The sequence below is a fragment of the Ruegeria sp. AP7 genome, from assembly GCF_056539905.1.
The window spans coordinates 21942-35962 of the sequence record NZ_JBQFVT010000015.1; the positions used below are offsets into that span (position 1 = coordinate 21942).

Annotated in this window: 13 protein-coding genes; all 13 read left to right on the forward strand. The window is 56.3% G+C overall.

Translation table 11 applies throughout. From position 1 onward, the window contains the following. Positions 1-73 precede the first annotated feature (73 nt). The 13 genes from ACR0KN_RS19630 to ACR0KN_RS19690 all read left to right on the forward strand — a co-directional run bounded on the left by ACR0KN_RS19630 (position 74) and on the right by ACR0KN_RS19690 (position 14005). A complete protein-coding gene (locus ACR0KN_RS19630; RefSeq protein ID WP_480655910.1) occupies positions 74-1513 on the forward strand; it encodes an FAD-linked oxidase C-terminal domain-containing protein in 1440 nt (479 codons plus the stop codon). 45 nt (positions 1514-1558) lie between these two features. After that, entirely contained in the window at positions 1559-2653 is a 1095-nt protein-coding gene (locus tag ACR0KN_RS19635) for an FAD-binding protein (RefSeq protein ID WP_480655911.1), read from the forward strand. A 3-nt stretch (positions 2654-2656) separates the two neighbouring features. Continuing rightward, entirely contained in the window at positions 2657-3970 is a 1314-nt protein-coding gene (glcF, locus tag ACR0KN_RS19640; protein WP_480655913.1) for a glycolate oxidase subunit GlcF, read from the forward strand. Between the two features lie 117 nt (positions 3971-4087). Continuing rightward, positions 4088-4873 carry a trypsin-like serine peptidase gene (locus ACR0KN_RS19645; RefSeq protein WP_480655915.1) on the forward strand — a complete coding sequence of 262 codons (786 nt, stop codon included), beginning with the start codon at positions 4088-4090 and terminating at the stop codon, positions 4871-4873. Then, positions 4870-5688, forward strand: coding sequence for a trypsin-like serine peptidase (locus ACR0KN_RS19650; RefSeq protein ID WP_480655917.1), 819 nt, complete (start codon positions 4870-4872; stop codon positions 5686-5688). The genes ACR0KN_RS19645 and ACR0KN_RS19650 overlap by 4 nt, the downstream gene beginning before the upstream one ends. A 121-nt stretch (positions 5689-5809) precedes the next feature. Continuing rightward, the gene (locus tag ACR0KN_RS19655) at positions 5810-6277 is read left to right on the forward strand and encodes an Hsp20 family protein (protein WP_170775845.1); all 468 of its coding nucleotides are present in this window, start codon (positions 5810-5812) and stop codon (positions 6275-6277) included. A gap of 301 nt (positions 6278-6578) precedes the next feature. Further along, complete coding sequence (locus ACR0KN_RS19660; RefSeq protein WP_480655919.1) at positions 6579-7658, forward strand: hypothetical protein; 1080 nt, start codon at positions 6579-6581, stop codon at positions 7656-7658. A gap of 298 nt (positions 7659-7956) precedes the next feature. Next, on the forward strand, positions 7957-9075 hold the full coding sequence (locus ACR0KN_RS19665; protein ID WP_480655921.1) for a hypothetical protein: 1119 nt from the start codon (positions 7957-7959) through the stop codon (positions 9073-9075). A gap of 75 nt (positions 9076-9150) precedes the next feature. Next, positions 9151-11082, forward strand: a complete 1932-nt coding sequence (locus tag ACR0KN_RS19670) for an AAA family ATPase (protein WP_480655923.1) — start codon at positions 9151-9153, stop codon at positions 11080-11082. A gap of 358 nt (positions 11083-11440) precedes the next feature. Further along, positions 11441-11677: a hypothetical protein gene (locus ACR0KN_RS19675; RefSeq protein WP_480655925.1), complete on the forward strand. Its 237-nt coding sequence runs from the start codon at positions 11441-11443 to the stop codon at positions 11675-11677. Positions 11678-11744: 67 nt separating this feature from the next. Further along, the gene (locus ACR0KN_RS19680; RefSeq protein WP_480655927.1) at positions 11745-13082 is read left to right on the forward strand and encodes a DUF6638 family protein; all 1338 of its coding nucleotides are present in this window, start codon (positions 11745-11747) and stop codon (positions 13080-13082) included. 1 nt (position 13083) lies between these two features. Then, complete coding sequence (locus tag ACR0KN_RS19685; protein WP_170473543.1) at positions 13084-13350, forward strand: hypothetical protein; 267 nt, start codon at positions 13084-13086, stop codon at positions 13348-13350. Positions 13351-13360: 10 nt separating this feature from the next. Continuing rightward, a complete protein-coding gene (locus ACR0KN_RS19690) occupies positions 13361-14005 on the forward strand; it encodes a DUF1523 family protein (RefSeq protein ID WP_480655929.1) in 645 nt (214 codons plus the stop codon). Positions 14006-14021: the final 16 nt, after the last annotated feature.

Sequence of the window (14021 nt, forward strand, 5' to 3'; positions counted from 1 at the left end):
CACTATTGCTGGATTCAGAAACTTGCCAGCCGCTAAAATTGGTAATATAATTTTACCAAATGGAGGGTCAGCGATGGAAATGCCCAAGCCAAATCCGGATGTCATGGCGCGTAAGCAAGCTTTGGTTGCGCGTTTGCAGCAGGTCCTGCCGGGGGATGCCGTCATCCACGATGTGGCCGAAACACGTGCATATGAGTGTGATGCGTTGACCGCTTACAAATGTCCGCCCTTGTTGGCGGTACTGCCGTCGACAACACAGCAGGTTTCCGATGTTTTGCGCATTTGCCACGAACTGAGTGTGCCCGTGGTGCCGCGCGGTGCGGGGACCTCGTTGGCCGGCGGTGCTTTGCCAACAGCGGATTGCGTGATCCTAGGCGTTGCTCGGATGAATGAAGTGTTGGAGGTCGACTACGACAATCGGTTTATCAAGGTGCAGACCGGCCGAACCAATTTGAGTGTGACCGGAGCCGTTGAAGAAGAGGATTTCTTCTACGCCCCTGATCCTTCGTCCCAACTTGCCTGCGCCATAGCCGGGAATATCGCGATGAATTCGGGCGGAGCACATTGTCTGAAATATGGCGTGACGACCAACAACCTGATGGGCGTCACCATGGTGATGATGGATGGCAGTGTGGTCGAAATTGGAGGCGCGTATCTGGATGCTGGTGGGTTGGACCTGCTGGGTGTGATTTGCGGATCCGAAGGGCAGCTGGGCGTGGTGACTGAAGCAACGCTGCGGATCTTGCGCAAACCCGAAGGGGCGCGACCTGTTCTGATGGGGTTCGATGACAACGAAGTTGCGGGCCATTGTGTCTCTGACATTATCAAATCGGGCATTCTACCCGTCGCAATCGAGTTTATGGACCGCCTCTGTATCAGAGCCTGCGAGAATTTTGCCCATGCTGGCTATCCCGATTGTGAGGCGTTGCTGATCGTCGAGGTTGAAGGGTCAGAGGCTGAGATCGACAGCCAGCTTTCGAAGATCATCGAGATTGCCAAACGCCACAATCCCGTTGAGCTGCGCGAAAGCCAATCCGCTGATGAAAGCGCGCGTATCTGGCTGGGGCGGAAATCGGCCTTTGGTGCGATGGGGCAGATCAACGATTATATGTGTCTTGATGGGACGATCCCGGTCTCATCTCTGCCTTATGTTCTGCGCCGGATCGGGGAGCTGAGCAAAGATTACGGCCTGCCGGTCGGCAATGTGTTCCATGCCGGTGACGGGAACATGCACCCTTTGATCCTTTTCGACGCCAACAAACCGGGTGATCTTGAGAAATGTGAGGCGTTCGGGGCGGACATCCTGAAGCTTTGCGTCGATGCCGGCGGCTGCCTGACGGGGGAGCATGGGGTTGGCATCGAAAAGCGAGATCTGATGACTCATCAATATGCGGCTCAGGATCTTGAGGCACAGATGGCTGTGAAAGATGTGTTTGATCCCAACTGGCTGCTGAACCCAGCCAAAGTGTTCCCATTGGCGTCGTCAGCGGGGCGCAGGATGGCGGCGGAATAGGGGCTTTGCCCACACCCTCAAGTAATTTGTGAAAAGATGAACGCAATGAGACCTGAAACCGAGGCTGAACTTGCAGAAACCGTTGCTGGGCTTAACGGACCCGTATGTATTGCGGGCGGTGGCACACGCGGCGTTGTCGGTGCGGAACCGGAGTTGAGCACCGCTGGACTGAGCGGGATTACTCTCTATGAACCCGGAGCGCTGACTCTGGTCGCGCGTGCGGGAACTCCTGTTGCTGAGATTGAGGCAGCTCTGGATGGCGAGGGTCAGCAATTGGCATTCGAGCCAATGGATCACCGCGGTTTGTTGGGCACGACTGGTGAACCGACGATTGGAGGCGTTGTTGCAGCCAACATCTCGGGGTCTCGCAGAATTCAGGCCGGGGCCTGCCGGGATTTCCTGCTGGGCGTCCGTTATGTCGATGGCCTTGGGCAAGTCATCAAAAATGGTGGACGGGTGATGAAAAATGTCACCGGCTACGATTTGGTGAAACTGATGGCCGGGTCATGGGGCACATTAGGGGTTTTGTCAGAAGTCTCGTTGAAGGTTTTGCCCAAGCCAGAGACTCAGGCCACCTTGGCTGTCAGCGCCAATGATGTAGGAACCGCAGTTGATCTTATGTCGACTGCCCTGAGATCCCCATACGAAGTGAGCGGCGCGGCGTATGATCCGCAGGATAGACAGGCGTTTCTGAGGATCGAGGGATTTGCCGACTCGGTCGCTTATCGGGCTAGACGATTGAGCGAAATCCTTGGCAACGAATGCACCGAGTTGGAGGAGTCGCGCAAGCGGTGGGCTGATCTGCGCGATGTGCGTGCGTTCCATGATCTGGAAGGCGATGTCTGGCGCTTGTCGGTGAAACCCGGTGATGCCCCGGTCATTGCGGATCGGATCGAAGCAGGGAGGACCCTGCTTGATTGGGGTGGTGGTTTGATATGGGCGCTGGTGCCAAAGGGCACGGATTTGCGTGCGCGCTTGGGGGCCTTCGAGGGCCATGCGAGCCTTGTACGTGCAGATGCCCATACGATGGACGAATTTGGTCGGTTTCAACCAGAGAACAATCAGGTTAAGGCTCTAACAAAGGCAATTCGGCTGAAATTCGATCCGCGTAGCGTGTTCAATCCGGGTCTTATGGGGTAGGCGATGCAGACGACATTTACCGAAAAGCAGCTGCAGGACCCCGCGATTGAGCGGTCCAATGAAATTCTGCGGAACTGCGTTCATTGTGGTTTCTGTACTGCAACTTGCCCCACTTATCAGGTTCTTGGTGATGAGTTGGACAGTCCTCGCGGACGCATCTATCTGATCAAGGATATGTTGGAGAATGAACGTGTCCCGGACGAAAAGACCGTCAAGCACATCGACCGCTGCTTATCCTGCCTCGCCTGTATGACCACATGTCCCTCGGGTGTGCACTATATGCATCTGGTCGATCACGCGCGGGAATACATCGAAGACAATTACAAACGTCCATTCTCGGATCAGGCACTGCGTTGGATACTGGCCAAAATCTTACCTTATCCTATGCGCTTTCGATGGGCGCTGATTGGTGCAAAGCTGGGCCGCCCGTTCCGGTTTTTGATGCCGGATGCGCGCCTGAAAGCGATGCTGGATATGGCGCCCAAGCATATTCCGCCGGTTAGTCGCAATGATGACCCCCAGAGTTTTGCACCAAAAGGTTCAAGAACCAAACGTGTGGCGTTGATGACTGGGTGTGCGCAAAAAGCGCTGAATACAGACATCAACGACGCCACGATTCGTCTGCTGACACGCTTGGGATGTGAAGTTGTGGTTGCCGAAGGGGCAGGGTGTTGTGGAGCGTTAACTCATCATATGGGTAAAACGGGCGAAAGCCACGCTTCTGCCGCCACCAACATCCGGGCCTGGACGCGCGAAATGGATGGCGATGGCTTAGATGCGATTGTCATTAATACATCGGGGTGTGGGACTACGGTGAAGGACTATGGCCACATGTTCCGCAACGACCCACTTGCTGCAGATGCCGCGCGGGTGTCGGCGTTGGCGCTGGATATCAGCGAACTGTTGGTTCAGTTGGATTTGCCATTCAGAGACAAAAAAGAACTGGTCGTTGCCTACCATGCAGCATGCTCTCTGCAGCATGGCCAAAAAGTTACTACTCACCCCAAAAGTCTGTTGAAATCTGCTGGATTCACTGTGTTAGAGCCTACTAATAGTCATTTATGCTGCGGCAGCGCCGGAACCTATAACCTTATGCAGCCTGAAATTTCCAGTCAGCTAAAACAGCGCAAGGTGCGCTCGCTTGAGGCCAGAAATCCCGATGTGGTCGCAGCAGGAAACATAGGGTGCATGATGCAGATCGGGTCCGGAACCGACACGCCCGTTGTCCATACCGTCGAACTGCTGGATTGGGCCACAGGAGGGCCCAAACCGCGCGCGCTGCACAGTGATACCAGCGGCATACCGCAATTACGTTAGCCAATTGCTGCAAGCGGGCATCAGATCAGAGTGAATCCAGGACGGGCCACATTTGCCCTATTTTCGCCGTACCCGCAGCATACGATTGTTGATCGGACCACTTGACCGGAGACCTGTGTGCGCAACTGGATCACGGCTATTACGCTTAGCTTGCTGCCTTTGGCCGGGCAGGCGCAGGATTCAGGGCTTAAAAGCCTTGATACCACTGACGCTGGGCGAGAGTGGATGGCGGTTGGCCGGTTGGATATTGATGGAACCGGGTTCTGCACCGGATCGCTCATATCTCCAACGCTGGTTCTGACCGCAGCGCATTGCCTGTTCGATAAAGGGACGAAACAGCGAATTGATCCTGCGCGGATCGAGTTTCTGGCGGGTTGGCGTCTTGGGCATGCGTCGGCCTATCGACCGGCACGGCGCACGGTGGTGCATCCGGAATATAAATATGTCGGTGATTTATCGGCGACACGCGTACGTCACGATATCGCATTGATCGAGCTCTGGCAGCCGATCCGAAACACATCGGTCATACCTTTTGAAACCGGACACCGCCTAACTCGCGGTGAAGAGGTCGGTGTTGTCTCTTACGCCCATGACCGGGCCGAAGCACCGTCTCTGCAAGAGGTCTGTTCAGTCATCGGCCGTCAGGCGGGCATCCTGATCATGTCTTGTGACGTGGATTTCGGAGCGTCCGGTGCGCCGATTTTTTCGTTTGAGGGTGAACGCCCTCGCATCGTTTCAGTCGTAGCCGCCAAAGCTGAAATGCAGGGTCAACGCGTTGCGCTGGGCACCGACTTGAACGAATCTCTGGAATTGTTGCAGGCCGAGCTTTCCCAAGGGCGAGGTATGAACGCGTCTCTGGACAACAACACCAAACACCTTGGAGCAAAATTCGTTAAGCCATGACCCGGTTGTTATTCAAAATAATTTTATGTTTTTCTGTTATTGCAACTACATCGCAGGCCCAAACAGGAAACAAGCGCCGTCTAACTGACCGGGACGATCTTTACGGCTGGGAAGCGGTTGGCCGACTGGATTTTGGCGATAAAGGTTTTTGCACGGGCACCTTGATTGCTCAGGATATCGTATTGACGGCCGCCCACTGCGCGCTGGACAAGGCGACTGGTAAACCATACGCCCCCGGCGAAGTGACATTTCGCGCCGGGCTAAGCGATGGCGAAGCGCTGGCCGAGCGGAAGGTCATCCAGATCGCCGCGCACCCGGAATTTGTCGCGAACGCGCCTGTATCGGCCCCTCGGGTTCGGGTGGATGTGGCTCTAATGCGGCTGGAAGAGCCGATTCCCTACTCTATTGCTGATCCGTTTGCCCTGCACAGTGGCCGCGTAACCGACAATGAAATCAGCGTCGCATCTTATGGGCGCGGCAGGGAAGACGCGATCCTGCGGCAGCGGTCCTGTCACATTCTTCAGCGTGGACAGGGCCTGATCGTCTTTAACTGCGACGTCACATTTGGATCGTCTGGCTCGGCCATTCTGGCAAAGAAGGGGCCGCGCTGGCAGATATTGTCGGTTGCCTCGGCAATTTCAACGAATGGTGGTCAGAAAGTCGGCTACGGAATGGAGTTGTCGGGAATCGTTTCAGAATTGAAGGCGATCCTGCGCCGTGATGCACCCCGGCCAACGGCCACGATCCGCAGATTGCAGCCCGGATCAGACAAATCCAGCTCGGGTGCCAAATTCATCAGCGCTGGCGGGTCTTGAACCCGAACCAACCGCTTCCCATCTGAATTTTACCGGATCGCCACGATTGGGGTCCGGGAAACTCACCGCCCGTCCATATCGGAGGGCAAATTCGTAAATCGCTCAATGATGAGGATACGACATGCGTACATTTGACTTTGCACCGCTTCACCGCGCCACTATCGGTTTCGATCAGATCGCAGACATGATGGACCGGGTTCTGACCAACGATGTGGCTCAGCCCAGCTATCCCCCTTACAACATTGAAAAGACCGATGCCGACACCTATCGCATCTCGGTCGCTGTTGCCGGGTTCTCTGAGGCTGATCTGTCAGTTGAAGTAAAAGAAAATTCGTTGGTTGTCTCTGGCAAAAAATCCGCCGAAGACAAGGATCGCAGCTACCTGCACCGTGGCATCGCGACCCGCGCATTCGAGCGCCGCTTCGCCCTGGCCGACCACGTTCGCGTCACCGGTGCGAGCCATGAAAACGGCATGCTGAACATCGACCTGAAGCGCGAAGTGCCCGAAGCACTTAAGCCGCGCCGGATCGAGATCTCTTCAGCTAGTGCGATCGAAAAGGATGTGGTTGACGCAAAAGCCGTGAACTGACGCCTTTGATCACGTCGCGATAATCTTCTCCTCTCTGGGTTATCGCAATACACGCCCCGCGTTCCTCCAGACGCGGGGCGTTGTCGTTCTGGGGTACAATTGTTGCTTTTGTTCCCGTCTCAGCCCTGATGCGTTGTACCAGAAGCGCGCCTTAGGCTTTCTGTTCGTCTTAGGGTTGTCCCACCTATCTTTTCATGTCCGAGTTTGCGACACTCTGTGGGACTTTATCGCTTGTAGGGATGTAAATCTTTGTAACATCCCCTATCTTATTGGGTAGATAAGAAAAAAAGGAATAGGACAGATGTCGAACCAGCAGTTTGAAGCGTTGATTCAGGAAACTCAGGCCAAAGTGCGCGAAAGTCAGTCGCAGATCGAAGGGTTGACTTCGCGGATCGATGCGGCTCGGGCCAAGATTGGCACCGCCGAGGCGGATATCGACATCGAAAATGCCACGCTTGAGGATGTGCACGCCCATACCGAGGTCATGAACGCCAATATTGCCGAGCTGATCATGGGTTTGGATGACGTCACCAATGCGTTTTCCAAGGATTTCGATGAGATGCGCTCGAAAACCGGATGGGAGTCGTTTGTTGGCATCTTCGCCAAGGCCAAATCCGAGTCGATGCGCCAGGAGCGGATGCGCACCGCCAACATCGACGACAAGCTGCAGGACCTGATCGCAAAATCCGACGTGATCGTAAAGCTGCTGGAAGGGCAATTGTCGGTGCTGGAGGAGCAACGCGTCAAGGTCGAGGACAACCTGACCGTCACTCTGGACGACCGTGAGGCGACGGTGGCCGAATTGGAGGCGCTGCGGTCTGAGATTCAGAGCATGGACCCGACCATCATCACGCTGGAAAACAAGATCAGCGTCGAACAGGACGCCGCCGCGCGGACCCAGCTGGAAACCGAGCTGGCCGAGTTGAACAAGCAATACAACGCCAAGGTTCAGGAAGAGCAGGTCAAGCTGGCCAAAAGCCAGACGCTGGAGCGCTATATCGAAAAGGGTAAAACCTGGGTCGATTCACTGCAAAACCAGGCGGCGACGCAGATGGTGTTGATCAACAAGCTGCAGACAGACACACAGCAGCGCGTGGTGCTGTATGATGCCCTGACCAAATCGCTGAAAACCGCGCAGCAGCAGGACGTGGCCCACCGCATCAATGAGATCGGTGTGCAGACCGACCAAGAGGCCCAAACCGCCATGGCCGCCATCGGCACCGCAACCAATCAGAAAATGGCCGACATGCTGGAAGCGCATGAGGACCACATGGTCTTTGCCCGCGACGTGCTGGAGAAAAAGGCCAAGGCAGATGAGCGCTTTGCCCGTCGGTTTGCCTCGATTGTCGAGAAGCATGATAAGAATTTGTATGGTGGGTAATGCTCAGAAACCCCGTAATAAAGTACGTCGGAGTTTTGGCAGCGTTAGTCTTATCGCTTTATTTTGCGTATTTGGCGAAGGACCTTCCAGCATTCCAGCTTGAAGGTTTTGCCAAGTACCTTTGGTACGTTCCAGCAGCGATATGGACTATTGGTTTCGCGTATCTGTTTGTACAGACTTGGTTTGGTATGGTTTGGGTGTTTGTTTCCATTCTTAAACTCTTAGACAGAACGACAGCAAGTTGGCCCCGATCAATAAGGGACTTGTTTGGCATCCAACACTTTGGATCGAAAAGAAAATGAACGACCCCACCCAAGACCATGTCGGCCTGACCGACACCTTCGCCTCGCGCCGCTATTTCCGCAAATTCGAGGTGATCACCGTCCACCTCCTGCGCGTGGCCGCGACGATGGAGGCTGAGGGCGCGATCAGCAAGCAAGAGGTGCGGATTGTGTCGCGCTACCTCTCGGGGCTGCTCTACACCTTCCGCGCGCTCAGCATGAAATACCTGCTGGTCGGGCGCGATACGGGGCGGTTCTTTGGCAGCCTCGCCATGGACAAGCGCGACAGCGGCTTTCCGGTCGCGGCCGAGTTGCTGACCATGGCCAATGACGCGCAACAGGCGCAGGTGCATCTGGCGAATATGCCCTCGGAAGATGACCTGAAAACCGATATGATCCGCACCATCATTGGCGATCAGGAAATCCCGACCAAGCTGCAATTCGCGCTGTCGCAAAGGCTCTATTACGAGGAATTGCTGAAAGGTCAGCTGTTCTGGGCCCGCAACGATCCCGAATGCCACTGGATCGGGAATGAGGGCGAGCGGCGAAAATTCATGATCCACTGGGCGGTCTATGACAGCCAGATCAACCTACCGGTCATGTATCTGATGCAACTGGAGGACAGTGGCAAGACGGCGCTACCCAAGGATCAACGCCGATGGCCCGAAGTGCAGGCGCATCTGATGGCGCAGTCGCTTGGCGGGTTGAAACTGGTGACCATCGCCAAGGGCTTCGATCAGGATTTCGACGACCTGCACCCCAAACACCTGCGCCGCATCCATGTGGGGCCGATGTATTCCTCGGCCTATACCGAGCAATCCGGCCCTCTGCGTCAGGTGTTGGAGGACGCGCAGGCGCCTGAAGGTCAGGACTGGGCGTTGGCCTGGACCACCGAAGAACTGGAAAGCGAAGAGGTCATAGAGGAACGCGCCGGGTGGTTTTCCACCGTCGAGCGCGAGGTCTTCGCTTTGGACCCGTTTGGTGGGCAAGGGGCCGAGACCGGAGCCACCCGTACCCAACGGTCGATCATCCTGCCGCAGCGCCCGTTTCAGGTGCTGGCCGAGCGCAATCCGCCGGGCTTTGCCGATGTACGCAAGTTCGTCGTCAGCAAGGCCGGGCAGGTGTTGAGGTACTGAGACAAGTGGCGGGTTGAAGCCCGCCCTACAGAATTTGAGTAGGCCGGGCTTCAGCCTGGCATTGCGAGGAAGAAGATGAGTTTGACGTCAGATCAGATGGAATTGCGCGAGGACGACATTCGCAAGCATTACGCAGCCGCGACCGCAATGTTGAACGGGTTCGAGCATGCGCCGCGTATCGCCAAACCTGTTGAGGCTGCCGTAGAACGGTCTCCGGGTGTTTCGATGGGGCGTCGGTTCCGGTCTACGACACCGGGGCTGGTGACGCGCCGCGTTGCGCGCGCCGACGGGGTGCATCTGGTCGAACGGATTGAGGCCTCGGATGAGGGCGACACGCTGGTCTCGCCACCGCAGGCCACGACGCAGCAGGCGATCCGACGGGCCATCGCCATCGCTCTGGCCGTGGCCGAGGTGTATGCGGAACAGACCCCGCTGGCCGATCTGAAACGTGCAAACCTTGCCGGAGATCTGCCTGCCGCCCGCAAGACTGAATTCTCGGAATTACTGACCGCCGAAGCGCTGATCACGTCACATGTTCTGGGCAATGCGCTGGCCTATCTGATGTCTTCGCATCTGGGCGAGACCACCGTCGACATCAGTGAGATCGAAGAGGTTCTGACCGACAACGGCCAACTCGCTCTGCATGGCGCGTTGTGGGAGCTGGATCAAACGCTGGCCAAGCACGCGCCGGATGATGCGCATCTGATCGCTGCAACCAGCGCCTATGCCGAGCAGTTGATGGAGAAAGCCGCCCTTCGCGCCGGGTCTGTGGGCCATCTGGCCCCGTTCCAGAATGCCGCTTGGCATATTGAGGCCGATGACCTGACCATTCGAGGGTTCGAACCCGCCTCCAAGGCCAAATCCACCACCCTGACCATGACGTTCAAGAAACCGAACGAGGTGGTGGGCAACCATATCGCCAAATATCAGGCGATGAAGCTGGCCAAGATGGTGATGGCCTATGATTTTGACCGCCGCCTGAACCCGTTTGCTGAGCTTGGCGGGTTCATCTTCACCTTCATGGGCGACGGCAAACCGGGTACCGGCAAGACCACCCTGATCCAGATGATGGCCGGGCTGATCAACGACTATTGCCAGAACGCGGGCTATCCATTCCGCTATCAGAACCTGAGCACCGACAATATCGACAGCTATCAGGGCAAATCGGGCCAGAACGCCAAGGCGTTTATCAACACGATCATCGACCCCTCGGTCATCGGCTTCGGCACCATCGACGACATCGATCAACTTGCGGGCAAACGCGGCGACAGGCAGTCATCAGCCGGGCAACTGGAAATCACCGCCGTTCTGATGGAGAGCTTTGCGGGCGCCAACACCGTTGTGCGCGGCAACTGCACCTTTGGCATGTTCTCGAACTACCCTGAGAATGTCGACGACGCCCTGCGCCAGCGGGCGGGCGCGCGGTTCCTGGTGGACGGGCCGCAGACGCGCGAAGACTACATCGACATCATGCACCTGCTGATGGGCCGCAACCACGACATCCCGCTGGGCGAACACGAAGCCTATGCTGCGCAAGAGATCAAAAAGGCCGTCGCGGCCAGCTTCGAAAGCCATTCCCGCCCGCATGAGGACGCCTTGCTGCAGGTCTATGACCGCGTGTCCGGCGAGATCGGCCAGATGGACACGATCGCCAAGCTGGGCACCTACCTCAAGGCGATCCAACAGGCGGATGAGCGTTTCACTGGCCGCGCGATCAAGAACATCACCGACGCGGTCAAGGTCCGCGCGATGGATTTCGAGCTGCCCGATGAATGGATGGAGAACCCAGACCTATTCCTGTTCCGCGACTACGACGCCAAGAAGGCCATGATCGAGGACCTGCGCCAGCCGATCACGGTGGAAATGGTGATGCAGGAAATCAACCGCTACGCCGACAGCGAGTTCCGCTATGCCGACAAGAGCGACGAGGTCGCCATCGAAAACGCCGTCCGTGAGATGGGCCGGATGGAAGAGGCAAAGCGGCGATATCTGGAGGGGAAGGAGTGATTGGAGGGCTTTTTCTTATCCTAGCCACTTTGATTGCGGCTTGTATCTTTTTCGGGATCGCTGTGGCTCGCACGAGGCCGGGCACATTTGGCTCGTTCGCCACACTATGCCTGATCATTTTTGCAATCTGTTATGTGTGGAGTTCACTGTTTCAGATTTGGATAAACGGTGCCTCGTTAGACAACCCGGAGTCGTTGCTGCACGCTTTTGGTCCCGGTCAGATGCGAACTCAGTTCCTGCAAAGCGCAATTACCTGGTTCATTCCAGCGATCTTCATAGCAGCAACGAGTTTCGGCTTGACGCGCATGCGTATCGTGAACTCCCGGGATGGTGCAGACAAATGTTTGGAGGGCAAAGGGTGACTGTTTTCCGCTTGGCCATCTTCGTTGCGGTAATTGCATTCGTTCCGGCGATTTTCATGGCGGTTACAATTTGCGGCTGGGAAGGTTTATCGTCTGAGCACTTTAGCGTTGTTCGTACAGGTTCTGTTACCGACCCGCCAGGCGAGATATTTGTTAGTTTTCTGGTGATTGGAGCCATTATTGGCGTGATTGCGATATCACTGTACCAGTTCTGTCGTTGGGTTTCGAAATGACAAACGTAATTCTGAGTAAACCAGTAGACGCGGCGCATCGCTACCGTTGTGCGAAAAGGCAAATGTCATGATCCGTCTCATCGAAAAAGGCCTGATGTTTGGCAACCTCGTCCACATCTCCAGCCCGGTTCTGGTCGAGCGGTATAACCGCGCGTTGCAGCATCTGGCGGGCAAGACCACTGCGCTGACGGATTTCCATGTCGATATCTCGGGCTATTCGCCCGAGGTGGGGATTGAGCTGGAGGACGAACTCTACCTCAACCCCAACGGGGTCAACCGGCAGTTTATCCTGCTGACGACCGAGCAGAAACGCGCGCCTTTGCTGAACGTCAAATTCTCGACCTCACGCGATATCCTGCGCGAATTCATCGAGATGAACGAGGCGCAGTTGTTTGTCCTGACCGCAACCGATGCGGTGGCCGGAGAGTTGGTGAACTCGGTCATCAAACTCACTACCCCGCGCGACCTGTTGAACCTGAGCAAGATCGAGATTGAGGCTGATACCGCAGGCGGCACCCTGCGCAAGGCCCAGCAGCTAGCGGGCATGGTCGAACGCTTTAAAACCGAAGAGGACGCCTGGTTCGACGACGTGCTGATCGCCAAGATGATCGAGACAGCCAAGGAAACCGGTGACGTCACCCGCAACCCTGTTCACCTGCGCCACACCGCATTCGAGCAACGTAATTTCTGGACGGCACACTTTGGCGGGCTCTACCTGTTCCCGGATATGGACCACCCGGCGGCGATTTGCATGGGCGAAAGGCCCGACAATATGCCGATCAAATACGTCTTTGGCCCATCGCAGCGAAACCAGATTGCAAAGTTTCTGGACTACAACGATCTGGTTGAACCGATTGTCAAAGCACGCGGCGTGGATGCTGCTGCGATACTGCAGCAGAAGATGGACTTCTTGACCATTGCCGCCGCTGCGGATGCTGATGTCGATCTGACCGGACTGGACCGCAGAGACATGCGCCGCCTCGCTCGCAACCACGCGGATCGCCTACCCGAAGCGTATCACGGCCTTGCGCAACTGCTGCGCTGGGCGACGGATGGAGGCCGCTGGCCGCGGATCACCTCGGACCATGCGGCCTATTTCTATACCTTGCGCGCAGCCGATACGCCAAATCGCGATCTGGTGAACATGCTGCTGGCAGAGCTTGCCCCGCTGGACCCGCGCCAGCTGTTCATCTGCCACAAGGAGCTGTTCTATAAGACCTACTCCAACTGGCCAGAGGCCAAGAAAGCCTATGTTGCCGATTTCCTTGCGCGCGAGTATCAGGTGGACAAGGCTGGTGCCCGTGCGGCCTTGTTTGGCCATGAGCCGGACATGAGCGGTAACGACCGGGTCAGCGAAGCGGTGATTGCGCGGGTTGGCCCCTGGGGCGCAGTCGGGAGGGATTGAGATGTTCGGAGCAATGCGCCTGTTCTTGATCCTGCTGGTTGTCCAGACGATCGCCTATTTCGCGCTTTCCTTTTATTCGCGCAGCGTAAGGCGGCAGAAGCTGGAAACCTGGTGGGACGCGAAAGGCAAAACCGGCAACAAAGAAGCGTTTGTGGCGCGTGGTCTGCACGTCTACGACAATTCGTTCCGGCGCAAATTGATTTTGGGTGTCTATATTGTGCCTTGGGTGGCGATTGGCGCGCTGATCTACATCGTGAATTACATGTGAGGGTTAAGGCATGGCCTATGTGAAATGGGCGTTCATTATCATCTTCTGGGGCACGATTGCCGTGATCCTGCAGTATTCCCTGCCGCAGCACGATGTTGTGCGGATCGTCAACACCTATGAAGAGCGTCAAGACCTGACGGACTGGACCCGGATTTTCTGGTCCGAGCCCGAAGATCAATCCACCAGCCTGTCAAACCGCGATGTGCAGTTCATTCAGGCGGTGCGCGCCAACGGAAAGCCCATTGTCTATCGCAACGAAGACACCGGCTGGGGCTGGCCGCCCTATTTCAAGTTCGACACAGCGAACCTCTATACCGAGGCTAACGACGCAAAATCGACCAAAGATAACCCCGATTGGGTGGTCGTAACGCATTATGGCTGGCGCAATGAGTTCATGTCGATCTTCCCCAACGCAATTTTCATCCGGCATGTCGAGGGGCCGGATGTCCGCATCATCCCCTGGTTCAACATCATTTTCCTGACTGTGTTTGCTGCGCTGGTGTGGGCCATTTGGGTTCGGTGGCGCCGGTTCCGGCAAAAGAAGATCGACCCGGTTTTGGAAAACATGGAAGATGGTCTTTACGCCGCCAGTGATGCGATTGATGAAAAACGCAAAGGTTTACGCCGCTGGCTGGATAGTTGGAAATCCAAGTAAGTCGAATTCAGAGAGG

Excerpts from the sequence above, each read along its gene's own strand:
- ACR0KN_RS19630 (WP_480655910.1), top strand. The coding sequence starts at position 74 with ATGGAAATGCCCAAGCCAAATCCGGATGTCATGGCGCGTAAGCAAGCT.
- ACR0KN_RS19635 (WP_480655911.1), top strand. The coding sequence starts at position 1,559 with ATGAGACCTGAAACCGAGGCTGAACTTGCAGAAACCGTTGCTGGGCTT.
- glcF (WP_480655913.1), top strand. The coding sequence starts at position 2,657 with ATGCAGACGACATTTACCGAAAAGCAGCTGCAGGACCCCGCGATTGAG.
- ACR0KN_RS19650 (WP_480655917.1), top strand. The coding sequence starts at position 4,870 with ATGACCCGGTTGTTATTCAAAATAATTTTATGTTTTTCTGTTATTGCA.
- ACR0KN_RS19655 (WP_170775845.1), top strand. The coding sequence starts at position 5,810 with ATGCGTACATTTGACTTTGCACCGCTTCACCGCGCCACTATCGGTTTC.
- ACR0KN_RS19660 (WP_480655919.1), top strand. The coding sequence starts at position 6,579 with ATGTCGAACCAGCAGTTTGAAGCGTTGATTCAGGAAACTCAGGCCAAA.
- ACR0KN_RS19665 (WP_480655921.1), top strand. The coding sequence starts at position 7,957 with ATGAACGACCCCACCCAAGACCATGTCGGCCTGACCGACACCTTCGCC.
- ACR0KN_RS19670 (WP_480655923.1), top strand. The coding sequence starts at position 9,151 with ATGAGTTTGACGTCAGATCAGATGGAATTGCGCGAGGACGACATTCGC.
- ACR0KN_RS19680 (WP_480655927.1), top strand. The coding sequence starts at position 11,745 with ATGATCCGTCTCATCGAAAAAGGCCTGATGTTTGGCAACCTCGTCCAC.
- ACR0KN_RS19685 (WP_170473543.1), top strand. The coding sequence starts at position 13,084 with ATGTTCGGAGCAATGCGCCTGTTCTTGATCCTGCTGGTTGTCCAGACG.
- ACR0KN_RS19690 (WP_480655929.1), top strand. The coding sequence starts at position 13,361 with ATGGCCTATGTGAAATGGGCGTTCATTATCATCTTCTGGGGCACGATT.